Annotated in this window: 22 protein-coding genes; 15 read left to right on the top strand and 7 right to left on the bottom strand. The window is 69.5% G+C overall.

Translation table 11 applies throughout. The features are described 5' to 3' along the window. Window positions 1-74 precede the first annotated feature (74 nt). The 9 genes from FVQ89_RS00685 (at window position 75) to FVQ89_RS00645 (ending at window position 9,778) form a co-directional block, all read left to right on the top strand. Window positions 75-809: a response regulator transcription factor gene (locus tag FVQ89_RS00685; protein ID WP_147900022.1), complete on the top strand. Its 735-nt coding sequence runs from the start codon at window positions 75-77 to the stop codon at window positions 807-809. Next, window positions 806-2,269 (top strand): cell wall metabolism sensor histidine kinase WalK, encoded by a 1,464-nt coding sequence (locus FVQ89_RS00680; protein WP_147900021.1) that lies wholly within the window; start codon window positions 806-808, stop codon window positions 2,267-2,269. Before FVQ89_RS00685 ends, FVQ89_RS00680 begins: the two co-directional genes overlap by 4 nt. 5 nt (window positions 2,270-2,274) lie before the next feature. Continuing rightward, window positions 2,275-2,997, top strand: coding sequence for a hypothetical protein (locus FVQ89_RS00675; protein WP_147900020.1), 723 nt, complete (start codon window positions 2,275-2,277; stop codon window positions 2,995-2,997). 217 nt (window positions 2,998-3,214) lie between these two features. Further along, a complete protein-coding gene (gene rplJ, locus FVQ89_RS00670) occupies window positions 3,215-3,730 on the top strand; it encodes a 50S ribosomal protein L10 (protein ID WP_147900019.1) in 516 nt (171 codons plus the stop codon). 82 nt (window positions 3,731-3,812) lie between these two features. After that, window positions 3,813-4,205: a 50S ribosomal protein L7/L12 gene (gene rplL / locus FVQ89_RS00665; RefSeq protein WP_147900018.1), complete on the top strand. Its 393-nt coding sequence runs from the start codon at window positions 3,813-3,815 to the stop codon at window positions 4,203-4,205. 252 nt (window positions 4,206-4,457) lie between these two features. Continuing rightward, entirely contained in the window at window positions 4,458-5,813 is a 1,356-nt protein-coding gene (locus FVQ89_RS00660; RefSeq protein ID WP_147900017.1) for an ABC transporter substrate-binding protein, read from the top strand. A gap of 118 nt (window positions 5,814-5,931) precedes the next feature. Then, window positions 5,932-6,900, top strand: coding sequence for a carbohydrate ABC transporter permease (locus FVQ89_RS00655; RefSeq protein WP_147900016.1), 969 nt, complete (start codon window positions 5,932-5,934; stop codon window positions 6,898-6,900). Beyond that, window positions 6,897-7,883: a carbohydrate ABC transporter permease gene (locus FVQ89_RS00650; RefSeq protein ID WP_147900015.1), complete on the top strand. Its 987-nt coding sequence runs from the start codon at window positions 6,897-6,899 to the stop codon at window positions 7,881-7,883. Before FVQ89_RS00655 ends, FVQ89_RS00650 begins: the two co-directional genes overlap by 4 nt. A gap of 47 nt (window positions 7,884-7,930) precedes the next feature. Beyond that, window positions 7,931-9,778, top strand: coding sequence for an ABC transporter ATP-binding protein (locus FVQ89_RS00645; RefSeq protein WP_147901419.1), 1,848 nt, complete (start codon window positions 7,931-7,933; stop codon window positions 9,776-9,778). Window positions 9,779-9,806: 28 nt separating this feature from the next. Here FVQ89_RS00645 and FVQ89_RS00640 read toward each other — a convergent pair whose 3' ends face one another. Beyond that, window positions 9,807-10,373, bottom strand: a complete 567-nt coding sequence (locus tag FVQ89_RS00640) for a manganese efflux pump MntP family protein (RefSeq protein WP_147900014.1) — start codon at window positions 10,371-10,373, stop codon at window positions 9,807-9,809. A gap of 271 nt (window positions 10,374-10,644) precedes the next feature. Between FVQ89_RS00640 and FVQ89_RS00635 the strand changes: the two genes are divergently transcribed. From FVQ89_RS00635 to FVQ89_RS00615, 5 genes are all read left to right on the top strand, one after another. After that, window positions 10,645-12,006, top strand: coding sequence for a cystathionine beta-synthase (locus tag FVQ89_RS00635; RefSeq protein WP_147900013.1), 1,362 nt, complete (start codon window positions 10,645-10,647; stop codon window positions 12,004-12,006). Between the two features lie 47 nt (window positions 12,007-12,053). Further along, the gene (locus tag FVQ89_RS00630; RefSeq protein WP_147900012.1) at window positions 12,054-13,235 is read left to right on the top strand and encodes a cystathionine gamma-synthase; all 1,182 of its coding nucleotides are present in this window, start codon (window positions 12,054-12,056) and stop codon (window positions 13,233-13,235) included. Between the two features lie 105 nt (window positions 13,236-13,340). Further along, the gene (locus FVQ89_RS00625) at window positions 13,341-14,633 is read left to right on the top strand and encodes an amino acid permease (protein ID WP_147900011.1); all 1,293 of its coding nucleotides are present in this window, start codon (window positions 13,341-13,343) and stop codon (window positions 14,631-14,633) included. Continuing rightward, window positions 14,620-15,303 (top strand): cyclase family protein, encoded by a 684-nt coding sequence (locus FVQ89_RS00620; RefSeq protein ID WP_147900010.1) that lies wholly within the window; start codon window positions 14,620-14,622, stop codon window positions 15,301-15,303. Before FVQ89_RS00625 ends, FVQ89_RS00620 begins: the two co-directional genes overlap by 14 nt. Before the next feature lie 20 nt (window positions 15,304-15,323). Then, window positions 15,324-16,532: a substrate-binding domain-containing protein gene (locus FVQ89_RS00615; RefSeq protein WP_187264840.1), complete on the top strand. Its 1,209-nt coding sequence runs from the start codon at window positions 15,324-15,326 to the stop codon at window positions 16,530-16,532. A gap of 15 nt (window positions 16,533-16,547) precedes the next feature. Here FVQ89_RS00615 and xylB read toward each other — a convergent pair whose 3' ends face one another. Both xylB and xylA read right to left on the bottom strand, forming a co-directional pair. Beyond that, the gene (gene xylB, locus FVQ89_RS00610; protein ID WP_147900008.1) at window positions 16,548-17,966 is read right to left on the bottom strand and encodes a xylulokinase; all 1,419 of its coding nucleotides are present in this window, start codon (window positions 17,964-17,966) and stop codon (window positions 16,548-16,550) included. A 101-nt stretch (window positions 17,967-18,067) separates the two neighbouring features. Next, window positions 18,068-19,261 carry a xylose isomerase gene (gene xylA, locus FVQ89_RS00605; RefSeq protein ID WP_147900007.1) on the bottom strand — a complete coding sequence of 398 codons (1,194 nt, stop codon included), beginning with the start codon at window positions 19,259-19,261 and terminating at the stop codon, window positions 18,068-18,070. Window positions 19,262-19,396: 135 nt separating this feature from the next. Between xylA and FVQ89_RS00600 the strand changes: the two genes are divergently transcribed. Further along, window positions 19,397-20,413 carry a LacI family DNA-binding transcriptional regulator gene (locus tag FVQ89_RS00600; protein WP_147900006.1) on the top strand — a complete coding sequence of 339 codons (1,017 nt, stop codon included), beginning with the start codon at window positions 19,397-19,399 and terminating at the stop codon, window positions 20,411-20,413. Between the two features lie 25 nt (window positions 20,414-20,438). On the opposite strand, the gene FVQ89_RS00595 is transcribed toward FVQ89_RS00600, so the two are convergent. From FVQ89_RS00595 to FVQ89_RS00580, 4 genes are read right to left on the bottom strand one after another with little or no spacing between them, the layout of a single operon-like run. Next, complete coding sequence (locus tag FVQ89_RS00595) at window positions 20,439-22,811, bottom strand: glycoside hydrolase family 3 N-terminal domain-containing protein (RefSeq protein WP_147900005.1); 2,373 nt, start codon at window positions 22,809-22,811, stop codon at window positions 20,439-20,441. Between the two features lie 2 nt (window positions 22,812-22,813). Then, entirely contained in the window at window positions 22,814-23,665 is an 852-nt protein-coding gene (locus tag FVQ89_RS00590; RefSeq protein ID WP_147900004.1) for a carbohydrate ABC transporter permease, read from the bottom strand. A gap of 1 nt (window position 23,666) precedes the next feature. Continuing rightward, window positions 23,667-24,641 carry a carbohydrate ABC transporter permease gene (locus FVQ89_RS00585; protein ID WP_147900003.1) on the bottom strand — a complete coding sequence of 325 codons (975 nt, stop codon included), beginning with the start codon at window positions 24,639-24,641 and terminating at the stop codon, window positions 23,667-23,669. Between the two features lie 2 nt (window positions 24,642-24,643). After that, window positions 24,644-25,957 (bottom strand): extracellular solute-binding protein, encoded by a 1,314-nt coding sequence (locus FVQ89_RS00580; RefSeq protein WP_147900002.1) that lies wholly within the window; start codon window positions 25,955-25,957, stop codon window positions 24,644-24,646. Window positions 25,958-26,027: the final 70 nt, after the last annotated feature.

Genomic DNA, 26,027 nt, shown 5'->3' with positions numbered 1-26,027 from the left:
CGGCTGACCCGGGCCATGGAGGATGTGAAGCCCCGTCATAGGAATCTCCCAGGAGCGTGCGCAGAATCGGGAGGGTGACCGATAGCGCCGCCTCCACCGCACTCACCCGACCCGACGGAACACCCGTCCGTGCGCTCGTCGTCGACGACGAAGCGTCACTCGGCGAGCTCATCCAGATGGCGCTGCGTTATGAGGGGTGGCAGGTCGAGACGGCTACCGACGGCGCTACGGCCCTCTCGAAGGCGCGCACGTTCCATCCCGATGTGATCGTGCTCGACATCATGATGCCCGGCCTCGACGGCCTCGAGGTGCTGCGCCGCCTTCGGGCGTCGGGCGACGACGTGGCGGTCCTCTTCCTCACCGCGAAGGATGCCGTGAGCGATCGCGTCGTCGGTCTCACGGCGGGTGGAGACGACTACGTCACGAAACCGTTCAGCCTCGAGGAGGTCGTGGCGCGCCTGCGCTCCCTGCTGCGTCGCACCGGCCGCGCCGTCAACGGATACACCGATCCCGTGCTGCGCGTGGGCGACCTGACGCTCGACGAGGAGAGCTACGAGGTGGCTCGCGCCGGGCGACCGATCGAGCTCACCGCGAAGGAGTTCGAGCTGCTGCGCTACCTCATGCGCAACCCGCGCCGTGTGGTCAGCAAGATGCAGATCCTCGACCGGGTGTGGAGCTACGACTTCGAAGGACGCTCGAGCATCGTCGAGATCTATATCTCTTACCTGCGCAAGAAGATCGAATCCGACGGTGCACCGATGATCCACACCGTGCGCGGCGTCGGATACCTGATCAAGCCCGCGACATGAGCGAGACCGCTCTGCCGACCCGGGCGCCCTGGTCGATCCGCCGCCGACTCGTCGTCGGGGTGGTCGCGCTCGTCGCGGTCGTGAGCGTGCTCATCGGAACGGTGAGCGTGCTCGCGCTCCGGCAGAGCCTCTTGCAGCGACTCGATGCGCAGGTGCAGGAGGTCATGCATGCCGTCACCTCGGGCCCGGGCGCGGGCCAGCTGCCGGGAGGCCCCGAGGCGCTCGGCGGAGGGCTCGTGATCGCGATCTCCGCAGACGGGGAGCTGCAGGGTGTCGTCGTCCGCGGGCCCGGCGATGCCGAAGAGCTCACGGATGCCCAGCTCGAGGAGGTGCTCGCAGCCCCGAGCACGGGCATCTCGACCGTCGAGCTCTCGGATCTCGGCAGCTACCGGGTCCAGGTGCGCACCGCCCAGACCGGCGAAGTGGTGGCCGTGGGCCTGTCGATGTCCGAGGTCGACACGACCACGCGGACGCTTCTCGTGATCTTCGGGCTCGTGACGCTCGCCGCACTCGGAGCTGCCGCGCTCGTCGCGATCGGTGTGGTCCGGGTCGCACTGCGGCCCCTCGGACGCGTGACCGAGACGGCGACGCGGGTCAGCGGCCTGCAACTCGCGTCCGGCGATGTCGCCATCACCGAGCGGGTGCCGGACGCGGAGGCCGACCCGCGCACCGAGGTGGGGCAGGTGGGCGCCGCACTCAACAAGCTGCTGCACCACGTGGAGAGCGCGCTCGTCTCACGCCAGGAGTCGGAGGAGAAGGTGCGACGCTTCGTCGCCGATGCGAGCCACGAGCTGCGCACCCCGCTCGCCTCGATCCGTGGATACGCCGAGCTCACGCGACGCATCGATGACGACCTCCCGGAGGATGCCATCCGCTCCCTCGACCGCATCGAGTCGGAGTCGATCCGGATGACCGGACTCGTGGAGGATCTCCTCGAACTCGCCCGGCTCGACGAGGGGCAGGGCCTCGTGCTCGGCGAGGTCGATCTCGTGCGGATCGTGACGGATGCCGTCGGCGACGCGTACGTCTCGGCGCCCGATCACGACTGGGAGGTCGACGCCCCCGAACCGCCGCTCACGGTGGAAGGGGATTCCGCTCGCCTGCATCAGGTGGTGGTGAACCTCCTCGCGAACGCGCAGCGCCACACCCCCGAGGGCACGAGCGTGCGGGTGAGTCTCGCGGACCGCGGCGAGATCGTCGAGATGACGGTCGCCGACGACGGACCCGGAATCGACCCGGAGCTGCAGCCGCGGCTCTTCGAGCGCTTCGCCCGCGGTGACACCTCGCGCTCGCGCGCAACCGGGAGCACGGGCCTCGGACTCGCGATCGTCGCGGCGGTCGTCGAGGCGCACCGCGGCACCATCGAGGTGCAATCCACGCCCGGTGACACCCGGTTCGTCGTACGGCTGCCCAAGCGCCGTGGCGCAGAGGCCGAGGAGGCGCCCGGGCTGGCAGACTGACGCCCATGCGTTCCGCCCCCCGCGCATTCGCCGTCGTCATGCTCGCCGGAGCCCTCGTGCTCCCTGCCGCGGGTGCCGCGACGGCGTCCGAGGGGTCGGTGCCGGCCGAGGTTCGCGCCTATGTGAAGGGCGGCGGACTGGCCGACCGCCTCGAGGACATCTACGGCGAAGGGGCGGACGGCGAGGGCATCCCGTTCGACGACACCACGACGCCCGGGCCCATCTCGCGCGTCTTCCACTGGACCGATGAGCGCGTGGCGGGCGACCTCTCGGGTCCCGCGACACGGCTCGTGAACGAGTGGGCGGTTCCCGTCTCACTCGGTGAAGAGCCCGTGGGGGTCGCGATCGTCTGGATCAACACCGAGACGGATGTGGCGGAGCTCGCCGAGTTCGAGCCGGATGCGGATGCGGCCGTCGCGCTCGCGGACGTACCCGAGGAGTCGAGGCTCGTGCGCGACCTCGGAGCCGGGGCGTGGTTCGCGCTCGAGGACGACGTGCTCACCCCGCTCGTGGCGGGCAGCTCGGGTGTGACGGGGCCGACGCCGGTCGACGAGGTCGCGCTCATCTCCCCGGACGCCGAAGCGCCACCCGAGCCCGAGGATCCGACTGCCGCGTTCATCGTCGCGATCGGCGCCGTGGTCGTGTTGCTCGCGATCGTCGTGGTGTCGCTGCTGCTCCCGGGGCGTACCCGCAGAACGCCGGATGCGGACCGCACCGACGCCCTGTGATACCCTTCTGAAGCCGAAGACCGCCGGTCGTCGTCTGCTCGCATGCGAGCGGGTGACCGAAATCCTCGCATGAGGAGCCCGCGCAGGCGTGTGAAGTGACCCGGTTCCGGGACTGCTCCGTGCGCATGCGCCGGAGCTTTTTTCATGCGGGGGCGGGTCCGCCCCTCGGGGTGGCTGGGGTCATCGGCGCGTACATCCACTTTCGAGAAGGAGCGCCATGGCGAACAAGGAAACCACGGTCGCCGAGCTGTCGGAGCTTTTCCGCAGCTCGAACGCGGTCGTGCTCACCGAGTACCGCGGCCTCACCGTCGCCCAGCTCAAGGAGCTGCGGTCGGCGATCCGTGAGAACGCGAATTACGCCGTGGTGAAGAACACGCTGACCAAGATCGCAGCGAAGGAGGCCGGGGTCACCGGCCTCGACGAGCACCTCGTCGGCCCTTCCGCGATCGCATTCGTGCACGGCGACACCGTCGCCGTCGCGAAGGCTCTGCGTGACTTCACCAAGGCCAACCCTCTGCTCGTGGTCAAGGGCGGGTACTTCGACGGTGCCCCTCTGACCGCCGCCGAGGTGGGCAAGCTCGCTGACCTCGAGTCCCGGGAGGTGCTGCTGGCGAAGCTGGCCGGTGCCTTCAAGGCCTCGCTGTTCGGAGCTGCCTACCTGTTCAACGCGCCGCTCGCCCAGACCGCCCGTGTGGTCGACGCGCTGCGTCAGAAGCAGGAATCCGCGAGCTAACGCTCGCACCCAGACACCCCCGGCGCATCCGTGCCGGAGTGACGATCCCGGGGCGCGAGCCCCACAGCTAAGGAGATAAGAAATGGCCAAGCTCAGCACCGACGAGCTGCTCGAGGCGTTCAAGGAGCTGTCGCTCATCGAGCTGTCCGAGTTCGTGAAGAAGTTCGAGGAGACCTTCGAGGTCACCGCCGCCGCTCCGGTCGCCGTCGCGGCCGCGCCGGCCGCCGGTGGTGCCGGTGGCGCCGCCGAGGAGGTCGAGGAGAAGGACTCGTTCGACGTCGTCCTCGAGGCCGCCGGCGACAAGAAGATCCAGGTCATCAAGGAGGTCCGCGCGCTCACGAGCCTCGGCCTCGGCGAGGCCAAGGCGCTCGTCGACGGTGCCCCCAGCACCGTCCTCGAGGGTGCCAACAAGGAGACCGCCGACAAGGCGAAGGCGCAGCTCGAAGAGGCCGGCGCCACGGTCGTTCTCAAGTAACGACACCTCGCATCACGCTCGAAGGGCGTCGCTCCCCACGCCGGGGGCGGCGCCCTTCCGCGTTCCCGAATCGTGATCAGCGGGCGCGTTTCGACTGTTGCCTCCTCGTCGGGACTCGCATAGCGTGAGGATTGGAAGCGGTTCCCATCGTTGCGCCATTTCCTAGCTGTCGGGGCGTGGGAGCGCTGCCACCTTGCACCATCCGCACCCCCGGACCGCCACCCGCGGGTAGGGGCTCAATGAGGAGGAACTATGCGTTCACGGGTGAACCGGCGTGTTCTCGCCGGAGTCGCAGCGGTCGGAATCGGAGCCCTCGCGCTCGCCGGCTGCACGGGCGACATCTCTGAAGAAGGGTCGGGCGATGTCGATTGCGCGCCCTACGAGGTCTATGGAACCGACGAGGGCAAGACCGTCACGATTGGCGGCACGATCCTCGACCTCGAGGCCGACCGCCTCGATCAGTCGTGGAGCGATTTCGAGAGCTGCACGGGAATCGACATCAAGTACCAGGGCTCGAGTGAGTTCGAGGCGCAGATCGCGGTGCTCGCCGAGGGTGGCAACGCGCCCGACATCGGCATCGTCCCGCAGCCCGGCCTCCTCGCCCGGCTTGCCGCCGGCGGCTGGCTCATCCCGGCGTCGCAGGGCGTCGAGGACAACGTCGACAAGTGGTGGTCCGCGGACTGGAAGCAGTACGGCACTTACGACGGAACCTTCTACTCCGCGCCGCTCATGGCCTCCATCAAGGGCTACGTGTGGTACTCGCCGAGCGACTTCTCCGACAACGGCTACGAGGTGCCGACGACGCTCGATGAACTCATGACGCTTTCGAAGAAGATCGCAGCCGACAGCGGGCACAAGCCCTGGTGTGTCGGCCTCGAGTCGGGTGAGGCCACCGGCTGGCCGGGCACCGACTGGATCGAGGACTTCGTGCTGCGCCAGTCCGGTCCCGACGTCTACGACCAGTGGGTGACCCACGAGATCCCGTTCAACGACCCGCAGATCGTCGAGGCGTTCGACGCGGTCGGCGACTACCTCAAGAACGAGGACATGGTCAACGGCGGCATCGGCGATGTCTCCACCCAGATTAGCGAGGCCTTCCAGACGGCAGGCCTGCCGATCCTCGACGGCGAGTGCTCGCTGCACCACCAGGCCTCGTTCTACGAGACGTTCTGGAACCCGGACGGCGGCGACGCCAACACCGTGGCTCCCGACGGCACCGTGTGGGCCTTCCTGCTGCCGCCCGTCAATGCCGACGATCCGCAGGCTGTCACAGGCGGTGGCGAGTTCCCGGTCGCGTTCCGTGACGCCCCCGAGGTCGAGACGGTGCGCACCTTCCTCTCGAGCGACACCTGGGCCAACAACCGCGTCAGCCTCGGCGGCGTGATCTCGGCAAACAAGGGAGTCGACCCGAACAACGCCTCGAGCGAGCTGCTGAAGCAGTCGATCGAGATCCTCCAGGGCGACACGACGTTCCGCTTCGACGGGTCGGACCTCATGCCCGGTGCCGTCGGCGCCGACTCCTTCTGGAAGGGCATCGTCGCCTGGGTGAGCGGACAGTCCACGCAGGACACCGTGGACGCGATCGAGTCCAGCTGGCCTTCCAGCTGATCCCCGACACCCACCGGATCGGGGGCGGGGCTGGTCACGGCCCCGCCCCCGCTCTAGTCTCGAAGCAGGGCCCGACCCTGCACCACCTCTTCGACGGCGAAGAAAGGCGCGTGATGCGATGACCACCGCGGATCTCCTCGGAAAGATCCTCCAAGTCGCGATAGGGCTGGCGGTCTTCGCCGCCATCGTCGGACTGCTGATCTTCTTCATCGATCGAGCCCCCAAGAAGGGGCGCGATTACTGGCAGCTCGTCGGCTTCCTGGCGCCGGCGCTCATCCTTCTCGCCGTCGGGCTCATCTACCCGGCGGTGCGCACCACCTCGCTCGCGTTCCTCGACAAGAGCGGCAACTTCTCGCTCGAGAACTTCGTCTGGACCTTCACCCAGCCGGCCGCGATCCGCACCCTCATCAACACGGTCATCTGGGTGCTGCTGGTTCCGACCATCTCGACGGTGCTCGGACTCGCCTACGCGATCTTCATCGACAAGTCGCGGGGCGAGCGGTACTTCAAGGCGCTGGTGTTCATGCCGATGGCGATCTCGTTCGTCGGCGCCGGCATCATCTGGAAGTTCGTCTACGAGTACAAGTCGTCGGGGAGGGAGCAGATCGGACTCCTCAACGCCATCGTCGTCGCCGCGGGAGGTGATCCGGTGCAGTGGCTGCAGACGGATCCGATCAACACCTTCCTGCTGATCGTCGTGATGATCTGGATCCAGACCGGGTTCGCCATGGTCGTCCTCTCGGCGGCCATCAAGGGCATCCCCACCGAGCAGGTGGAGGCCGCGCAGCTAGATGGCACCAACGCCTGGCAGAGGTTCATGAACGTGACCGTGCCCGGCATCCGCACCTCGCTCGTGGTCGTCTTGACGACGATCTCGATCGCGACGCTCAAGGTCTTCGACATCGTCCGCACCATGACCGCCGGAAACTTCAACACCTCGGTCATCGCGAACGAGATGTACACGCAGGCGTTCCGGGCGTCCGAGATCGGACGCGGATCGGCGCTCGCGGTGATCCTGTTCATCCTCGTGCTGCCGATCGTCATCTACAACATCAACGTCCTTCGGAAGCAGAGGGAGATCCGATGAGTTCCGTCGCCCCCGCAGACCTGCCCATCAAGGATGGGGAGGGAGAGATCGAGGTCGCCGTCGAAGGCCAGACGGGCAAGACCGGTCGCGTCAAGCGTCGACTGACGTCGCGCGGCGCGACGATCGCCGCTCTCGTGATCGCCGTGCTCTGGACGATCCCCACCTTCGGCATCTTCGTCTCGTCATTCCGGCCCGCGGAGCTCATCCAGGACACCGGATGGTGGACGGTCTTCCAGAACCCCGGGTTCACCTTCGACAACTACGCGGACGTGCTGCTCTCGCCGTCGCAGTCGTCCCCGCAGCTCGGGTCGTACTTCGTCAACTCGCTCGCGATCGCGATCCCGGCCACGATCTTCCCGCTCGTCTTCGCGTCGATGGCCGCGTACGCCTTCGCGTGGGTGAAGTTCAAGGGTGCGAACACGCTGTTCATCCTCGTGTTCGCGCTGCAGATCGTGCCGCTGCAGATGGCGCTCGTGCCGCTGCTCCAGACCTTCTCGGTGGTGCTCCGCCCCGGCCAGGAGTGGATCCACGACATCATCCCGATCATCCCGGTGCAGAACTACCTGCCGATCTGGATCGCGCACACGATCTTCGCCCTTCCGTTGGCGATCTTCCTGCTGCACAACTTCATCTCGGAGATCCCCACGGACGTCATCGAGGCGGCCCGAGTCGATGGCGCGAGCCACAGCCAGATCTTCTTCCGTATCGTGCTGCCGCTCGCCGTCCCCGCGCTCGCGTCGTTCGCGATCTTCCAGTTCCTGTGGGTGTGGAACGATCTGCTCGTCGCCCTCATCTTCTCGGGCGGCACGCAGGACGCGGCACCACTCACCCAGAGGCTGGCCGAGCTGGTCGGATCGCGAGGGCAGGAGTGGCACCGCCTCACCGCGGGCGCGTTCGTGTCGCTCGTCGTGCCGCTCATCGTGTTCTTCGCGCTGCAGCGGTACTTCGTGCGCGGCCTGCTGGCGGGTTCGACGAAGGGGTAGGCCCGCCAGCCCGCGTCATCCGCAGTGCCTAGGCTCGTGTCGTGAGCATGGGTGGCGGGCCTCGGGGCATGGGGCGGATCGGCAACCGCGACGCCGAGGTGCAGCGGGCCGAGAACGCCACCGCGCCCCGCATCCCGAACCTCTACCGGCGTATCGGCGAGCTGTTCGGGCCGTTCCGTGCGCAGCTGCTGCTCACCATCGTGCTCGTGCTCGCATCGGCGGGGCTCGGGGTGCTGCCGCCGCTGCTCACCCAGCGCGCGTTCGACGACGGGCTCTTCCCGCCATCCGGAACGCCCGACGTGCCCGTGCTCATGTGGCTCGTCGGCGCGATGGTGGCGCTGTGGGTCTTGTCGGCCGCGCTCGGCGTGTGGCAGACGTACCTCACGGCTCGCGTCGGCAACTCGGTGATGGGGGCGTTGCGGGTGCGGCTCTTCGGGCACCTGCAGGCGATGGAGCTCGGGTTCTTCACGCGCACGAAGACGGGCGTCATCCAATCGCGGCTGCAGAACGACGTGGGCGGCGTCGCGAGCGTGCTCAACAACACGGTGTCGAGCGTCGTCGGGAACACGGTGACGGTCATCGCGGCGCTCGTGGCGATGCTGCTGCTCAGCTGGCAGCTGACGGTCGTCGCGGTGCTGCTGCTGCCGGTGCTCGTGCTCGCGCAGCGCCGCGTGGGTCAGGTGCGGGCGCGGATCGCGACGCAGACGCAGGAGTCGCTGTCGGAGATGACCGCGATCACCCAGGAGACGCTGTCGGTCTCGGGCATCCTCCTCGCGAAGACCTTCAACCGCCAGCCGACGGAGGTGGCGCGCTACTCGGCCGAGAACGATCGACAGGTCGTCCTGCAGGTGAGGCAGCAGATGAGCGGTCAGTGGTTCTTCGCGATCGTCGGGGTGTTCATGTCGGTGGTGCCCGCGGTCGTCTACCTCGTGGCGGCGTGGCTGATCCTGCGGGATGTGCCGGTCACGGCCGGCACGATCGTCGCCTTCACGACCGTGCAGGCGCGGCTCATGTTCCCCCTCATGGGGCTGCTGCGTGTCGCCCTCGACCTGCAGACCTCGCGTGCGCTCTTCGCGCGCATCTTCGAGTACCTCGACCTCGTGCCGAGCATCACGGATGCGGCCGACGCGCGCGATGTCGATCCGGATCGGGTCGGCGAGGTGGAGTTCCGCGATGTGACCTTCCGGTATCCGGACGCCCCCGCGGACGCGCCCGGCACCCTGCAGGACGTCTCGTTCCGCATCGAGCGGGGGCAGTACGTGGCGTTCGTCGGCCCGTCGGGGGCGGGGAAGACGACGGTGTCGTACCTGGTGCCCCGGCTCTACGAGGCGAGCGAGGGTTCGGTGCGGTTCGCGGGCGCGGATGTGCGAGAGCTGCGGCATCCGTCGCTCATCGACCACATCGGCGTCGTCAGCCAGGAGACCTACCTCTTCCATGCGACCATCGCCGAGAACCTCCGCTACGCGAAGCCGGATGCGACGGATGCGGAGCTCGAGGCGGCCGCCCGCTCCGCGAACATCCACGACACGATCGTGTCGTTCCCGGACGGATACGACACCGTCGTGGGGGAGCGCGGCTACCGGCTCTCGGGGGGCGAGAAGCAACGCGTGGCGATCGCGCGGGTGCTGCTGAAGGATCCGCCGGTGCTGATCCTCGACGAGGCGACGAGCGCGCTCGACACCGTGTCGGAGCGGATCGTGCAGGCGGCCCTCGACGAGGCGTCGCGGGGCCGCACGACGATCGCGATCGCCCACCGGTTGTCGACCGTGGTGGATGCCGACGTCATCCATGTGGTCCGGGCCGGACGGATCGTGGAGTCCGGCACGCACGCCGAACTGCTCGGCCGCGACGGAGAGTACGCGACGCTGTTCGCGCAGCAGCTAACGGGCGCGTAGACCAGGGCGGTTCGGTCGGGCGGTTCGGTCAGCCGAGGAGGTGCTCGATGAGCACCTGGATGCCGATCCCGATGAGCACGAGACCGCCGACGACCTCGGCGGGCCGGCGGAATCGCACGCCCACGCGGTGCCCGATCAGCACGGCGGCGAACGAGATCGCGAACGTCGTGACTCCGATGACGGTGATGGCCCACCAGATCGACACGTCGAGGAAGGCGAGGGAGACACCGACGGCGAGCGCGTCGATGCTCGTCGCGAGGGCGAGCACAACGATCTCGCGCACGGTCAGGCGACCGCGGGAGTTCGCGCGCTCCTCGTGATCCGGATGCACGGCCTCCCAGATCATCTTCCCGCCGACGATCACGAGCAGCCCGAAGACGATCCAGTGATCGAACGGCGAGATCAGCTCTGCGAAGGCGCCCCCCAAGAACCAGCCGATGAGGGGCATCAGCGCCTGCGAGATCCCGAACGCCCCGGCCAGGAGCAGCCCGCTCGCGACGACGCGCGTGCGCAGCTGCAGACCCTTGCCGAGCGCGACGGCGAAGGCATCCGCAGACACTCCGACGGCGAGCAGGAGCAGGGTCAGGAACGACATACGGTCTCTTTCGGGTCGAGCAGGGCCGGGGAACACCCTCCCAAGCCGGATCGCCGCCAGGCAAGGCGAGCGCTCGGATTGACAGCATTTCGGGCCCCCGAACCCGGGTGCGGTGGCTGACGCGGTGAGCGCGGGCGCAGTCTCTGCGACGCGGCGGGAGCAACGTCCCCCGCCGGGTGCGTGCTGCGCCGCCCGGCCGGGCGTTTGCCCCCGCCGTCTGCCCCATCCGGCCCCCGGTAACACACGCAGACCCGCGGGTAGGCTCGTCCCCATGAAATACGCCGAGACGGTGCTCGATCTGGTGGGCGACACACCGCTCGTGAAGCTCAACCGCGTGACCGACGGCATCCAGGCGACGGTGCTCGTGAAGGTCGAGTACGTGAACCCGGGCGGCAGCTCGAAGGACCGCATCGCTCAGCGGATCATCGACGCGGCCGAACGCGAGGGCAAGCTGAAGCCCGGTGGCACGATCGTCGAGCCAACCTCCGGCAACACCGGCATCGGCCTCGCGCTCGTCGCGCAGCAGCGCGGCTACCGGTGCGTCTTCGTCTGCCCCGACAAGGTGTCGGAAGACAAGATCAACACCCTCAAGGCGTATGGCGCCGAGGTCGTCGTCTGCCCGACCTCCGTCGCGCCCGAGAGCCCCGAGTCGTACTACTCCGTCTCCGACCGGCTCTCGAAGGAGATCCCCGGCGCCTTCAAGCCCGACCAGTACTCCAACCCGAACGGCCCGCTCAGCCACTACGAGACCACGGGTCCCGAGATCTGGCGCGACACCGACGGCAAGGTCACCCACTACGTGGCGGGGGTCGGTACCGGCGGCACCATCTCGGGCGCCGGCAAGTACCTCAAAGAGCAGAACCCCGCGATCCGCGTCATCGGCGCCGACCCGGAGGGCTCGGTGTACTCGGGCGGATCCGGGCGCCCCTACCTCGTCGAGGGCGTGGGCGAGGACTTCTGGCCGACCGCGTACGACCCGAGCCTCGTCGACGAGATCATCGCGTCGAGCGATGCCGAGTCGTTCGAGATGACCCGCCGCCTCGCGCGCGAGGAGGGGCTGCTCGTCGGCGGCTCCTCGGGGCTTGCCGTGGCATCCGGGTTGAAGGCTGCGCGCGCCCTCGGACCCGACGACGTCATGGTGATCCTGCTGCCGGACGGAGGCCGTGGATACCTCGGCAAGATCTTCAACGACCGGTGGATGCGCGCGCACGGATTCCTCCCCGCCGAGGAGGAGCGCACCGTCGCCGATCTCGTCGCCACGAAGTCGCCCGAGCTCCAGGGCCTCGCGCACGTGCGGAGGGATGCCACGGTCCGCGACGCGATCGATGCGCTGCGCCGGCTCGACGTCTCGCAGCTGCTCGTGCTCGCGGCCGAGCCGCCCGTCGTGATGGGCGAGGTCGTCGGGGCGATCGACGAGCGCGTGCTCATCGACGCCATTGCCTCGGGCCGCGCAGCGATGACCGACGCGGTCGACGCGCTCGTCGTGCCCGCGTTCCCCCTCATCGGTATCACCGACTCCATCGCGGCCGCGCGCGACGCCCTCACGAGCGCGGATGCGCTGCTCGTCACCGACCTCGGCAAGCCCGTCGCCGTGGTCACCCGGCACGATCTGCTCGCCGTACTCGCCGAGTAGTCAGCTCGCCGCCGACCCGCCCACCCGATCCATCCCAGGAAGCACCCATGAGTCTCGACCAGCCCTTCGACACCGTCGACTTCGCTACCCGCGCCATCCGCGCCGGGCAGGCGTTCGACCCGACCACCGGTTCCGTCATCCCGCCCGTGTACCTCTCGACGACCTTCGTGCAGGACGGCATCGGCGGATTCCGCAACGGCTACGAGTACGCGCGCGGCGGCAACCCGACGCGCACCTCGCTCGAGGAGCAGCTCGCAGCGCTCGAGGGCGGCGATCGCGCGTTCAGCTTCGCCTCCGGCCTCGCCGCGGAAGACGCCCTGCTGCGCTCGCTGCTGCAGCCGGGCGACCACGTGCTCATGGGCAACGACGTGTACGGAGGCACGCACCGGCTCGTGAACCGCATCCACGTGCCGTGGGGCATCGGCCTCGACACCGTGGAGATGGGCGACCTCGACGCGGTCCGCGCGGCCCTCACCCCGGCCACGCGCGTCGTGTGGCTCGAGACACCGTCGAACCCGCTCATGAAGATCACCGACATCGCAGCGGTCGCCGCAATCGCGCACGCGGCCGGTGCTCTCGTCGTAGTCGACAACACCTTCGCGACGCCCTACCTGCAGCAGCCGCTCGCGCTCGGCGCGGATGTCGTGGTGCACTCGACCACCAAGTACCTCGGCGGGCACTCGGACGTACTCGGCGGCGCGGTGGTCCTCGACGAGGGCATCGACGTGCGGGGCGAGGATCTGGCCGAGCGCGTCGCGTTCCAGCAGTTCGGGGCCGGGGCCGTGTCCGGCCCGATGGACGCGTGGCTCACGACCCGCGGCATCAAGACCCTGCACGTGCGGATGGATCGGCACTCCGCGAACGCGCAGGCGATCGCCGAGCGGCTGGTCGGGCATCCGAAGCTCGCTCGGGTCTACTACCCCGGGCTGCCGGATCACCCGGGGCACGAGCTCGCCGCGCGCCAGATGCGCTCATTCGGCGGGATGCTCTCGCTCGAACTCCACGACGGTGCCGCCGCGCGACGCTTCGCGGAGTCGACCACGCTCTTCCAGCTCGCGGAGTCGCTCGGCGGGGTGGAGTCGCTCGTGTGCTACCCCTCCGAGATGACCCACGCATCCGTGCGGGGCACGGCGCTCGAGGTGTCGCCCGCGATCGTGCGGCTCTCGGTCGGGATCGAGGGCGTCGACGACCTCGTCGGCGACGTGCTCGGAACTCTCGACCGCATCTGACGCGTCCCGCCTCCGGGCGATCGTGTCGGGCGCCGCGGCGGAAAAGCGACACACGATGGCGGAAAATCGCTGGAACGTGTAGTTCTGCCAATCCACCATGGAGACATGACGAACCAGACCGCCGAACGCGCGGGGACCGAGCCCGTGCACGGCACCGGCCGGGTCGGATTGCCCACGGCATCCGCGATGTACATCGCGGCGGTCCTCGGCACCGGGATCCTCGGGCTACCGGGGCTCGGCGTCGAAGCGGCCGGGCCCGCATCGATCCTCGCGGTCTTCGTGGTCCTCGTGCTCTCGATTCCCCTTGCCGCAACCTTCGCCGCGCTCGCCGGACGCTATCCCGACGGCGGCGGTGTCGCCACCTTCGTCCGGCTCGCGCTCGGAGAGACCGCGGCCCGGGCCGTCGGCTACTGGTTCCTCTTCGGGGTGGCATTCGGGGCGCCGGTCGTCGCATCGCTCGGAGGTGGCTACCTCACCGCGGTGCTCGGCCTCGACGCGGGATGGTCGGGCGTGATCGCGATCGGGTTCCTCGTCACCGCGCTCGTGCTGTCGCTCTTCGGCCTCAAGGTGTCGGGCGGCGTGCAACTCGCTCTCTCGGCACTGCTCGTCGTGCTGGTCGTGATCGTCGTCGCCTCCGCCGCGCCCGCCGTCGATCCCGCCAACTTCACCCCGTTCCTCCCGAACGGCTGGTCGGGAGTCGGGCTGGCGATCAGCCTCTTCGTCTGGGCCTTCGCCGGGGGCGAGGCGATCACGCACATCGCCCACGAGTTCCGCAATCCGCGGCGCACGATCCTCGGCGCGACGATCATCGCCCTCGCTGTCGTGGGCGCTGCCTACCTCGCGCTGCAGGTCGTGACGGCCGGGGCACTCGGTGGCGCGGGCACGAGTGGCGATGCGCCGCTGCTTGATCTCGTGGCCGTCGGTCTCCCGGCGATCGGGCCCGCGCTCGTCGCGGGGGTCGCGACCATCGTCGTGCTCGGCGTTCTCAACGCGTACATGCCCGCGTTCGCGAACCTGGCCGCCTCGCTCGCACGCGACCGCGACCTGCCGCGGTGGTTCGCCCCCGGGGCCGCGGGAGGCGCAGTTCCGCGTCGAGCCATCGCGCTTGTCTCGGTCATCACGCTCGGCTACTCGGCCGTCTTCATCGGCGCGGGGCTCGATCTCGAGGTGTTCATCCTCATCCACACGAGCTCCATGGTCGCGCTGTACTTCGCGGGCATGATCGCCGCCACCCGCCTCCTCGAGCGCTGGAGCGCGGGGTGGTGGATGGCGGTCGTGTCCGTGGTGCTGACCGTGGGGCTGCTCATCCTCGCGGGCGCGAACCTGCTCATCCCGGCACTGCTCACCGTCGTCGCCGTCCTGGTGACCGTCATCCGGAGGATCCGTGAACGCTCCTGACCCGCGTCGCATCGTCGACCTCAGCCACCCCATCCGTGCCGGACTCGTGACCTACCCGGGGCTTCCCGCGCCCGTGATCGCGCCGCACCTCACCCGTGCCGACTCGCGCGCGCACTACGAGGAGGGCACCGAGTTCGCGATGGACCTCATCACGCTCATCGGCAACACGGGCACCTACCTCGACAGCCCGTACCACCGCTTCGCCGATGGGCCTGACCTCGCAGGTCTCGACCTCGCGAGCCTCGTCGACCTCCCCGCCGAGGTGATCGACGCGCGCGGGCTCGGCACGCGCGGAGTGCCCGCGGCGGCGTTTGAGGGCCGGCAGCTGCGCGGCGCTGCAGTGCTCATCCTCACCGGATGGGATCAGCACTTCGGCACACCCGGGTATGGAGTGGACGCGCCGTTCCTCGCCCCGGATGGGGTGGCGTACCTGATCGAGCAGGGGGCGGCCCTCGTGGGAATCGACTCGCTCAACATCGATGAGGTGGTGCCGGGTGGCCCGCGGCCGGCGCACACCGGGCTGCTCGCGGCCGGGATCCACGTGGTCGAGCACCTGACGCGCCTCGGCGAGCTGCCGCGGTCGGGTGCGCGCTTCACCGCTGCTCCTCCCGCGATCGAGGGCTTCGGGACCTTCCCCGTGCGGGCGTTCGCGACGGTCGCCCGCGCCTGACGCGCGTCTATGCTCGCCGTGTGAGGCGGGCGATCGGTGCGGGCGCGGCGGCGGCGGTGATCGCCGGGACTCTGATCGCATGCACTCCGCAGCCGTCCGGGCCGCCGGTCGCGGTGCTGTTCCCCGGATCCGCCGACGACGCGTGGGGCGCGAGCGCTGCGGTGCTCGAGCAGGAGCTCGCCGCGGACGGCCACGCCGTCGAGGTGCGGTTCGCCGGCGACGACATCCCCGGACAGCTGGGGCAGCTGCGCGAGGCGCTCGCGGGCGAGCCCGCTGCTGTCGTCATCGCCCCCGTGGACGCCACCGCGATCGCGGCTGTGCTGACGCCCGATCTCGTGGGGGAGGCGGCGATCATCGCCTACGACGACCTCGTGCTCGACTCGGGAGAAGTGGACTACTACGCAACGTTCGATCACCGCGGCGCGGGTCGGATGCGGGGCGAGGCGTTCGTCGCGGCACTCGGGCTGGACGAGCTGGCTGGTGCGGGGGCTGGCTCTGGCTCGGGCGCAGAGTCGGCCGTCGCGGTGGAATTGCTCGCCGGGTCCGGTGACGATCGCGTCGCGCAGGAGGAGTTCGAGGGGGCGCTCGAGGTGCTGCAGCCGTACCTCGACAGCGGCGTGCTGGCCGTGCCATCCGGGCGGATCGGGTTCGAGCAGGCGGCAGTTCTGCGCGCGAGTCCGACCACGGCAGCGAAGCGGGTGACCGAGCTTCTGGACGACGGGGTCGCGCTCGCGGGTGTTCTTGCGCCGACCGACGAGATGGCTCGCGCCGTGGGCGAGGTGGTCTCGGGGGCCGGGCTCGTGGTGGCTCGGCCCGGCGGTGGCGCGGAGTGGACGGCGAGCCCCGTGCCGTCCGCGCCGTCGACGGACGGGCCGTCTCCGGTCCCCGGCGAGCCACCGCCACCGGATGAGACAGCGCAGCCCGATGCGGGGGACGCGGGAGCGGCGGATGCCGGAGACATGTCTCCGACCATCGTCGTGACCGGCGGCGGGGCGACCCTCGACGGTGCGCGGGCCGTGGCCGCGGGCACCCTCACGGCGACCGTCTACGAAGACCCGAGAGAGCTTGCGCGCACGGTGGCCAGCATGGTCCGTGAGGTCGTCGACGGTTCGGAACCGACCGTCACTCGAGGGGCGACGACCGACAACGGGATGCGCGAGGTGCCCACGCGGTTGCTCGAGCCGATGCTCATCGCCACGCGGGAGGACGCCTCAGCGCTACTCGGGTGACTTGAGTGCGGGTGCTCAGGCGACGGCGCGCGCCGCGTACTGCTCGCGGATGAGCGGCACCGTGGCGGCATCCGGGCTGGCCAGGGTGGACGGCGTCCACTCCGGGCGCTCGCCGGTTACCGCCCATGCCGCCTGAACGGTCGCGCCGAGTGCGACGTACTCGCCCGGCTCCGGTACCTCGACGGGCGCATCGAAAACTTCGGCCGCGATCCGCGAGACCGCGGGGTTCGCCGCCGCACCGCCCACGAGCAGCACCCGTCGGGCCTCGACGCCGAGGCGCCGGACCGCGTCGAGACCGTCGGCGAGGCCGCACAGCATCCCCTCGATCGCGGCGCGGGCGAGGTTCTCGCGCGTCGTCGCGGCGAGAGTCATGCCGAACAGGGTCGCGGTCGCATCGGGGAGGTTCGGGGTGCGCTCGCCCTCGAAGTAGGGCTGCAGCACGAGCCCGCCGGATCCGGGCTGCGCGTCGAGCGCGAGCTCGCCGAGGCCGGCGTGGTCGACTCCGAGCAGCACGGCGATGCGGTCGAGCACGCGTGCCGCGTTGAGGGTCGCGACGAGCGGGAGGAATGCTCCCGATGCATCCGCGAATCCGGCGACGGTGCCGGTGTGATCCGTGGTCGGCTGCCCGGTCACCGCGAAGACGGTGCCGCTGGTGCCGATCGACACGATCACGTCGCCGGGGCGTGCGCCGAGCCCGAGCGCGGCTGCCGCGTTGTCTCCCGCACCGGGGCCGACAATGATGCCGGCCGGGATCCCGGGCTGAGCGACGGTCTCGCCGATGCTCTCGCCCGGTCCGGCCAATCGCGGAACGATCGGGTCGTGGCCGAGGGCGGCGATGAGGATCTCGCGCTCGTAGTCGCCGGTCGTGGGGTTCCAGTAGCTCGTGCCAGATGCGTCGGAGCGGTCGGTGGTGAGGGCCGCGAGGTCGGGGCCGAGGGGGCTCTCGTCGGCAGGGCCGTAGCCGCGTAGCCGCCAGCTGAGCCAGTCGTGGGGGAGGGCGACGGCGGCGACGCGTGCCGCGTTCTCGGGTTCCGCGTCGCGCAGCCAGCGGAGCTTGGTTGCCGTGAACGAGGCGACCGGTACGGATCCGGTGCGGGCGGCGAGGCCTTCGGCGCCGAACTCGGCGATCAGGTCGCGGGCGGCGGCCGCGGAACGGGTGTCGTTCCAGAGGAGGGCGTCGCGGATGACGCGACCGTCGGCGTCGAGCACCACCATGCCATGCTGCTGGCCCCCGACGGAGATCGCGGCGACGTCGTCGAGGCCACCCGCATCCGCGATGGCGGCGAGCAGCGCCTCCCACCATGCGGCGGGCGGTACCTCGGTGCCGTCCGGATGCGAGGCGCGTCCGCTGCGGACGATCGCCCCGGTCTGGGCGTCGCGGACGACCACCTTGCAGCTCTGCGTCGACGAGTCGACTCCCGCCACGAGCATCATGCGCCCCTCATCTCCGTTCGTTTATTGAGGGGACGCAAAGTGCTCGAAACACGCCGTGTCTCGAGCACTTTGCGACCCCTCGGGTGGGTGGGGTGGGTGGGTCAGCGGGCACCGAGCAGGTGCTCGGTGGCGAGCTGCTGCAGACGGACGAAACCGAAGCCCTTCGCGCCCAGGTACGAATCCGGGTCGAAGTCCTCCCAGGCCGAACGGTCTGCGACGAGATCGGCCACGGTCTCACCCGAGCCCAGGGTCGGCACCGACAGCTCGGGCACGCGAGCGGCCTCGAGCGCCTCCTGCACCTCCGGGTCGGCGCGGAACGCCGCGGCGCGCTCCTTGAGCAGCAGGTAGGTGCGCATGTTCGCCGCCGCCGAATCCCAGACGCCCGTCTCGTCTTCGGTGCGCGAGGGCTTGTAGTCGAAGTGCCGCGGGCCCTCGTAGGCGGGGCCGCCGTTCGCGCCGCCGTTCTCGAGCAGGTCGACGAGGGCGAACGCGTTGTGCAGGTCACCGTGACCGAAGACGAGGTCCTGGTCGTACTTGATGCCGCGCTGGCCGTTCAGGTCGATGTGGAAAAGCTTGCCGTGGAACAGCGCCTGGGCGATGCCGGCGGCGAAGTTGAGACCGGCCATCTGCTCGTGCCCGACCTCGGGGTTGAGGCCGACGAGCTCCGGGTGCTCGAGCTCGTTGATGAAGGCGAGCGCGTGACCGACGGTCGGCAGCAGGATGTCGCCCCGGGGCTCGTTCGGCTTCGGCTCGATCGCGAAGCGGATGTCGTATCCCTTGTCGAGCACGTACTGCCCGAGGAAGTCGACGGCCTCCTTGTAGCGGGACAGCGCCGCGCGCACGTCCTTCGCCGAGTCGTACTCGGCGCCTTCGCGCCCGCCCCACATGACGAACGTCTTCGCACCGAGTTCGGCCGCGAGGTCGAGCTGGCGCAGCACCTTGCGCAGGGCGTAGCGGCGAACCGCACGGTCGTTGGAGGTGAAGCCACCGTCTTTGAAGACCGGCGGGGAGAACAGGTTGGTGGTGGCCATCGGGATGATGAGGCCGGTCGCCTCGAGCGCGCCCTTCAGGCGGTCGATCTGCTTCTGACGCTCAGCATCGGTCGAACCGAACGCGAAGAGGTCGTCGTCGTGGAAGGTGAGGCCGTAGGCCCCGAGTTCGGCGAGCTTCTCGACGGCATGCACCACGTCGAGAGGCTTGCGGGTGGGGCCACCGAACGGGTCGGTGCCGTTGTAACCGATCGTCCAGAGTCCGAAGCTGAACTTGTCGTCACGGGTGGGGGTGGGCGCGGTCATATCGGCTCCTGAGCTCCTCGTCGAGAAATGTTGCGAGTTCAAACATATACCATGAGAATCGACACCACCACCCCCGTGAGGGGTTCCGATAGTTTCGCGAAATCGCCGTAGACTGACGCGGTTGAAAGGGGACCGATGCCTCGCACCGCATCCGCCGATCGCGTCCGCCTCGTCGAGGTCGCGGAGGCGGCGGGCGTCTCGCTCGCAACCGTCTCGAAGGTCCTCAACGGGCGCCCCGACGTCTCCCCGACGACCCGGGCACGGGTGGAGGGGCTCCTCGCCGAGCAGGGGTACCTCCGGCGAAAGGCTGCGCCCCCGGCCACCGGCCTCGTCGAGCTCGTGTTCCACGAACTCGAGGCGGCGTGGTCGATGGAGATCATCCGCGGAGTCGAGAACGTCGCGGCATCCCACGGGATGAGCGTCGTGCTCACCGAGAGCGGCAGTCGCCACTCGCCCGGCCCGGACTGGATCGAGGGCGTGCTGCGTCGACGTCCCGTCGGCGTGGTTCTGGTCTTCTCCGACCTGCTCGCCGAGTACCGCGACGTGCTGCGCGCTCGTGCGATCCCGTTCGTGATCATCGACCCCGCGGGCGACCCCACACCCGATGTGCCCTCGGTGGGGTCGGCCAACTGGTCCGGCGGCCTCATGGCCACCCGCCACCTCATCGAACTCGGGCACACGCGCATCGCGGCGATCACCGGCCCCGACGACATGATGTGCTCGCACGCCCGCATCGACGGCTTCCGCTCGGCGATGACGTCGGCGGGTCTCACCATCTCACCTGACTGGATCCGCTTCGGTGACTTTCACACGGCAGGCGGATACGAGCACGGCCGGGCGCTGCTCACGGGCGATGACCGACCCACCGCGATCTTCGCCGGATCCGACCTCCAGGCGCTCGGCGTGCTCGAGGCGGTGCGCGAATTGGGGCTCCGTGTCCCGGAGGACCTCTCGATCGTCGGCTACGACGACATCCCGCTGGCGAAGTGGGTGAGCCCGCGCCTCACGACCATCCGGCAACCCCTTCGCCGGATGGCGGAGGAGGCGACGCAGCTCGTGCTGCGGATGGCGGAGGCACCCCTCGAGACGGTGCCGCGCATGGACCTCGCCACGAACCTCGTGGTGCGCGAGAGCACGGCTCCCGCCGCCTGAGCGGCACGGACGGCAGCGTCAGGGCTCAGCCGCGCTCGACGCGGACCTCCGCGTGCAGGGGGCGGGTGTGGTCGACCACGCGCGTCGTGCCCGTGAGCTCCACCGGGTGCGCGTGCACGATGTCGCCGGACGAGCGCCCGACCCCGAGCACCAGCGCGCCGGGCTCGACGATGCGCCGCCCGTCGACACCCGTGAACGAGGCGAGCTCGGACGGCACACGGAAGCGCACGGTCGCTGCCGACCCCGGATCGAGGTCCACACGCGCGTAGGAGATGAGCCGCTGCACGGGCCGCACGACGGTCGCGACCGGGTCGTGCAGGTACAGCTGCACGACGTCGGATCCCGCGCGATCGCCGCTGTTGCGGATCGTGACGTGAACGTCGACGGTGTCCGAGAACGACGGGGCGGACACCTCGTGCCCGCTCCATTCGAAGCTCGTGTACGACAGGCCGTGGCCGAACGGATACGCGGGGCTCGGGTCGATGTTCGACACCGTGCTCCTCCGGGCGAGCGGTGCCGCGAGGTAGGTCGACGGCTGGGCTCCGACGGTCGCGGGCACGCTCACGGGCAGGCGGCCTCCGGGGTTCACCCGCCCGCTCAACGCACCCGCGACCACCCGGGTCCCCTCCTCGCCGAGGAAGAAGGCTTCGAGGATCGCCCCCGCCGTGGTCGGTGCGTCGCCGAGCGCGTACGGTCGGCCGGCGAGCAGCGTCACGACGGCGGGCGTTCCGGATGCGAGCACCGCATCGAGCAGATCCTGCTGGGCGCCGGGGAGCGCGAGCGACTCCACATCGCATCCCTCGCCCGAGGTGCCGCGGCCGAAGAGGCCGGCGCGGTCGCCCAGGGCGACGATCACGACATCCGCGTCGCGGGCGATCGCGACTGCCGAGGGGATCTCGTCGGTCTCGCCGCCGTCGATCGTCGTCCCGCGCACGTAGTCGATCTCGGCGTCCGGGAACTCGGCCCGCAGCGAGGCGAGCAGGGTGGGCAGGTCGATCCCGATCGGGATCTCCGGATGCTTGACGCCCACGTGCGCGGGGAACGAGTAGCACCCGAGCACCGCGTACGGGTCGTCGGCGGTCGGCCCGACCACGGCGATCCGCCGCGGCGCATCGAGCGGCAGGATGCCGTCGTTGCGGAGCAGCACGAGGGCGCGCTCCGCGACGCGGGCCGCGAGGGCGCGGCTCTCCGCGGTGTCGAGGTCGATGCGACCGCGGAGCTCGCCCGCGTCACCCCGCAGGCCCTTGAGGGCGGACGGGACGGCCGACCAGTCGGCATCCAGCAGTCCCAGCTGGAGCTTCTGATGCAGCACGCGGCGTAGCGCACGGTCGATGAACGCCTCGTCGAGGCGCCCTTCGCGCACCTCCCGCGCGAGCGGCTCGCCGTATCCGCGGAGCGTCGGCAGTTCGACGTCGATGCCCGCGGTGAGCGCCACGCGTGCCGCCGCGCCCCAGTCGTCCTGGGCGGCGACGCCGTGCAGCGCCGCGAGGAACCCGACCGCGAAGTAGTCCGCCACCACGGTGCCGTCGAATCCCCAGGTCTCGCGCAGGAGGTCGGTGAGGAGGCTCGCGTCCGCCGCCGTCGGGATGCCGTCGATGTCGGTGTAGGCGTTCATGACCGAGCGCACGCCGCTCTCGCGCAGCGCCATCTCGAAGGGTGGCAGGAGCACGTCCGCGAGCTCCCGCGGGCCGACCGAGACGGGCGCCAGGTTGCGGCCCGCCTTCGATGCCGAGTAGCCGACGAAGTGCTTGAGCGTCGCGACGACGCCCGCCTGTTCGAGGCCCTGCACGTAGGCGGTGGCGATGGTGCCGACGAGGTACGGGTCTTCGCCGATCGTCTCCTCCACGCGTCCCCAGCGGGCGTCGCGCACCACGTCGAGCACGGGCGCGAGTCCCTGGTGAACCCCGACGGAGCGCATGTCGCGTCCGATCCGGCCGGCCATCTCGCGCACGAGGTCCGGGTCGAAGCTCGCACCCCAGGCGAGCGGCACGGGGTACGCGGTCGCACCCCACGTCGCGAACCCGGCGAGGCACTCCTCGTGCGCGATCGCGGGGATGCCGAACCGGCTGGAGGCCACGATCCGCTCCTGCGTGCGCTGCAGCGAGAGAGCGCCGAGCGCCGGATCGACCGGGGCAGTACCGAACGGTCGGGTGAGCTGTCCGAGCCCCGCGGGGAGCAGCTCGTCGAGGTCGATCTCCTGGCTCATCTCGTTCTGGTTCGGCGCGACCTCGCCCCCGGAGGCGTCGGCACCGACCCAGACCCCGTAGAGCTGGGCGAGCTTCTCGTCGAGGGTCATCGCGGCGACGAGCGCCTCCACCCGTTCGTGAGGGCTGCGGCCCGCGTCGTTCCAGGGCAACGACGCGGAGGACTCAGGAGAGACGGGAACGCGGATCGACATCGTCAGCCCTTCACCGCCCCGGTCAGGCCGCTCACGATGCGGCGCTGCGCGAGGGTGAAGAACACGAGCGCCGGGATCATCGAGATCGTCGTGAACGCCATGACCTTGGCGGTGTCGGACGAGTACTGCGTCGCGAACGCCTGGGTGCCGAGCGGCAGAGTGGCGCTCGACGGGTCGCCGAGGATCAGCAGCGGCAGCAGGTACGCGTTCCAGCTGGCGACGAACGCGAGGACACCGACCGTCACGAGCCCGGGGCCCGCGAGCGGCAGCACGATCCGCCAGAAGAAGCCGAAGCGACCCGCTCCATCGATCGTTGCGGCATCCTCGAGCTCCACCGGGATCGCCCGAAGGAACGGCACGAGGATGATGATCGTCGTCGGCAGCGCGAAGGCCACCTGCGGGATGATGATGCCGCCCAGCTCGCCGAGCAGTCCGAGCCCCTTGATCATCGTGAACAGGGGCACCACCGCGACCGTGAGCGGGAAGAGCAGCCCCGCGGTGAAGAGCGTGAACAGCGCGTCGCGTCCCCGGAAGCTGTACCGGGCGATCACGAAGGCCGCCATGACGCCCAGGAGGATCACACCCGCGGTGGTGACGAACGCGGTGATGGTCGAGTTCGTCAACTGCACCCAGAAGTTCGACGACACGAGCACCGACACGTAGTTGTCGATGACCCACGGGTCGGGCCAGGCGCTCGGGTCGGCGTTGATCTGGCCGGTGGTGCGGAATCCGCCGAGGATCAGGTAGACGACCGGCGCGATCGTCACAGCGACGCAGACGAGCGCCACGAAGTAGACGAACGGCGAGCCCCAGTCGATCCGTCGTGGCGCCGGAGTTCGGCTGATGGTGGTCATGTCAGGCCCCCCGGGTGACGGATCCGGCGAAGTCGCGCCGCAGCACGAATCGCTGGTAGACGAGTGCGAAGACGAGCGAGATGAGGAAGAGGATCACCGCGACGGCCGATCCGAACCCGAGCTGTGAGCGCTGGAAGCCGTACTGCATCATGTAGGTCGCCATGGTGACGGTCGCGTTGACGGGGCCGCCGCCGGTGAGCACCCACACCATGTCGAACAGCTGGAGCGATCCGATCATCGACAGGAACGCCCAGATGCGGATGGTGGGGCCGAGCAGCGGAAGGGTGATGTAGCGCTGGATGCTCCACCAGCTCGCGCCGTCGATCGCGGCCGCTTCGAACAACTCGTCTGGCACACCCTGGAGGCCCGCGAGCATGAGGAGGATCGCGAAGCCGAGATACTTCCAGCTGAGCACGAAGAAGAGGGTCCAGAACACGACGTTCTGGTCGGCGAGCCAGAGCTGGGTGACTCCACCGAGTCCGACCGATTCGAGCAGGGCGTCGAGCGGACCGCTCGGCTGCAGGATGAGCTTGAACGCGAGCGCGGCGACGACTTCGCTCAGCACGTAGGGCACGAAGATCAGCGTGCGTACGAGCGCGCGCCCCTTGAGGGGGCGGTTGAGCAGCAGCGCGATACCGATCGCGACGGGCCCCTGGATGAGCAGCGACAGTGCGACGATCGCCAGGTTGTTGCCGATGGCCTTGAGGAACGTGGGGTCGCTGAGCGCACGGACGTAGTTGTCGATGCCGATGAAGCGATCGAGCGGACCAAGACCGTTCCAGTTGAAGAAGGAGTAGACCGCCGCGAGACCGACGGGCACGATCACGAAGGTCACGTAGACGATGAGCGCCGGGGCCGCGAAGCCCCAGATCATGGCGACGGACTTCCAGTTGACGCGCCTCTGTCGCGGGCGGGGGCGGGCCGGGTCCGCGAGGGTGGTCGCGGACCCGGCCGTCATGGTGGTGCTGAACGACATCGCTACAGGGTCGCCGCCGCGTCCTGCATGGCCTTCACGATGTCTTCGGGCGTGCCCTGGCCGCCGAAGAGAGCGACGATGCCGTCGTTCATGGCACCGCCGACCGTCGGACCGTAGGCCGTGTCGAGCCACAGCTGCACGTAGCTGGCCGACTGGAGTCCCTCGAGGACCTGCTGAAGGTTCGGGTCGGTGATGCTGGATGCCGCGGCGGGCAGCACCGGGATGCCGGCGCCGATCTCGCCGAAGCGGCTCTGCACGTCCTCCGACTCGATGTACTCGAGCAGTTCGACGCATTCGTCAGGTGCCCACTGCGCGCATGCGAAGCCGTCGCCGCCGCCGAGGGCGGCCGTCGGGTCACCCGCGGTGCCGTCGATGCCCGGGAAGTTGAACCAGCCGAGGAACTCCGGCGGGGTTGCGTCGTCCTGGCCGGCGTCGTCCTTCAGGATGCCGCCCATGACACCGGGGTTCCAGTGACCCATGAGCTCCATCGCCGCCTTGCCGGTGGCGAGCATGCCCGCCGAGGAGCCCGCACCCTGCTGGGCGGAGGTGGCGAGGAAGCCGTCCTGGAACGGCTCGGAGTCGATGAACTCCTGGAGGAGCTCACCTGCCTCGACGAAGCACGGGTCGTCGAAGACGAGCTGCGACTGCGCCTCCTTGAGGGTGTCGGGCGAGCACGACTTCAGGGCGAAGTTGTACCAGTAGTGCGCTGCCGGCCACTTGTCGCCCGCGCCGACCGCGATGGGGGTGATCCCCGCGGCCTTCAGCTTGTCGATGGCGGTGTAGAGCTCGTCGAGAGTGGTGGGAGGGGCGTCGATGCCCGCCTCGGCGAACAGGTCGGTGTTGTACCAGAAGCCTTCGATGCCGTATTGGAACGGGAGGCCGTAGGTCTTTCCGTCCACCTGCCAGCCGGACACGACGGGACCGACCGCTTCGATCGTGTCCGCGGCGGCGTCGGAGATGTCCTTCACGTAGCCGGCGGCGACCTGGTCCTTGATCTCACCGCCACCCCACGCCTGGAAGAGGTCGACGCCGCCGCCGGAGCGGAGGGCGTTGGGGATGAGCGTGCGCTGCAGTTCTTCGTTCTGGTACCCCTCGACCTTCACGGTGACGCCGGGGTGGTCGGCCTCGAACTCTGACGCGACATCCGCCCAGAGGCTCTTCAGCGGGTCGGAGGTGGAGTTGTGCCACCACGTGATGGTGACGTCTCCGCCGGAGCTCTCGCCTCCGCCGCTCTGACAGGCGGTGAGACCGCCGATGGCCAGGGCGCTCGCGGCGGCGAGGGCTCCGACCCGTGTGATCCGGGCTCTGTTCATCATCGAACACCTCTCAAAAGTTTCGACTTCTGCGTCGAAAGTGATTGGGATGGCCCGATCATACGCAGGGCGC

The organism is Homoserinibacter sp. GY 40078 (assembly GCF_008017545.1).
Taxonomy (GTDB): domain Bacteria; phylum Actinomycetota; class Actinomycetes; order Actinomycetales; family Microbacteriaceae; genus Homoserinibacter.
Note: the sequence above shows the minus strand (reverse complement) of the source record. Positions and strands in the feature narration are given on the sequence as shown.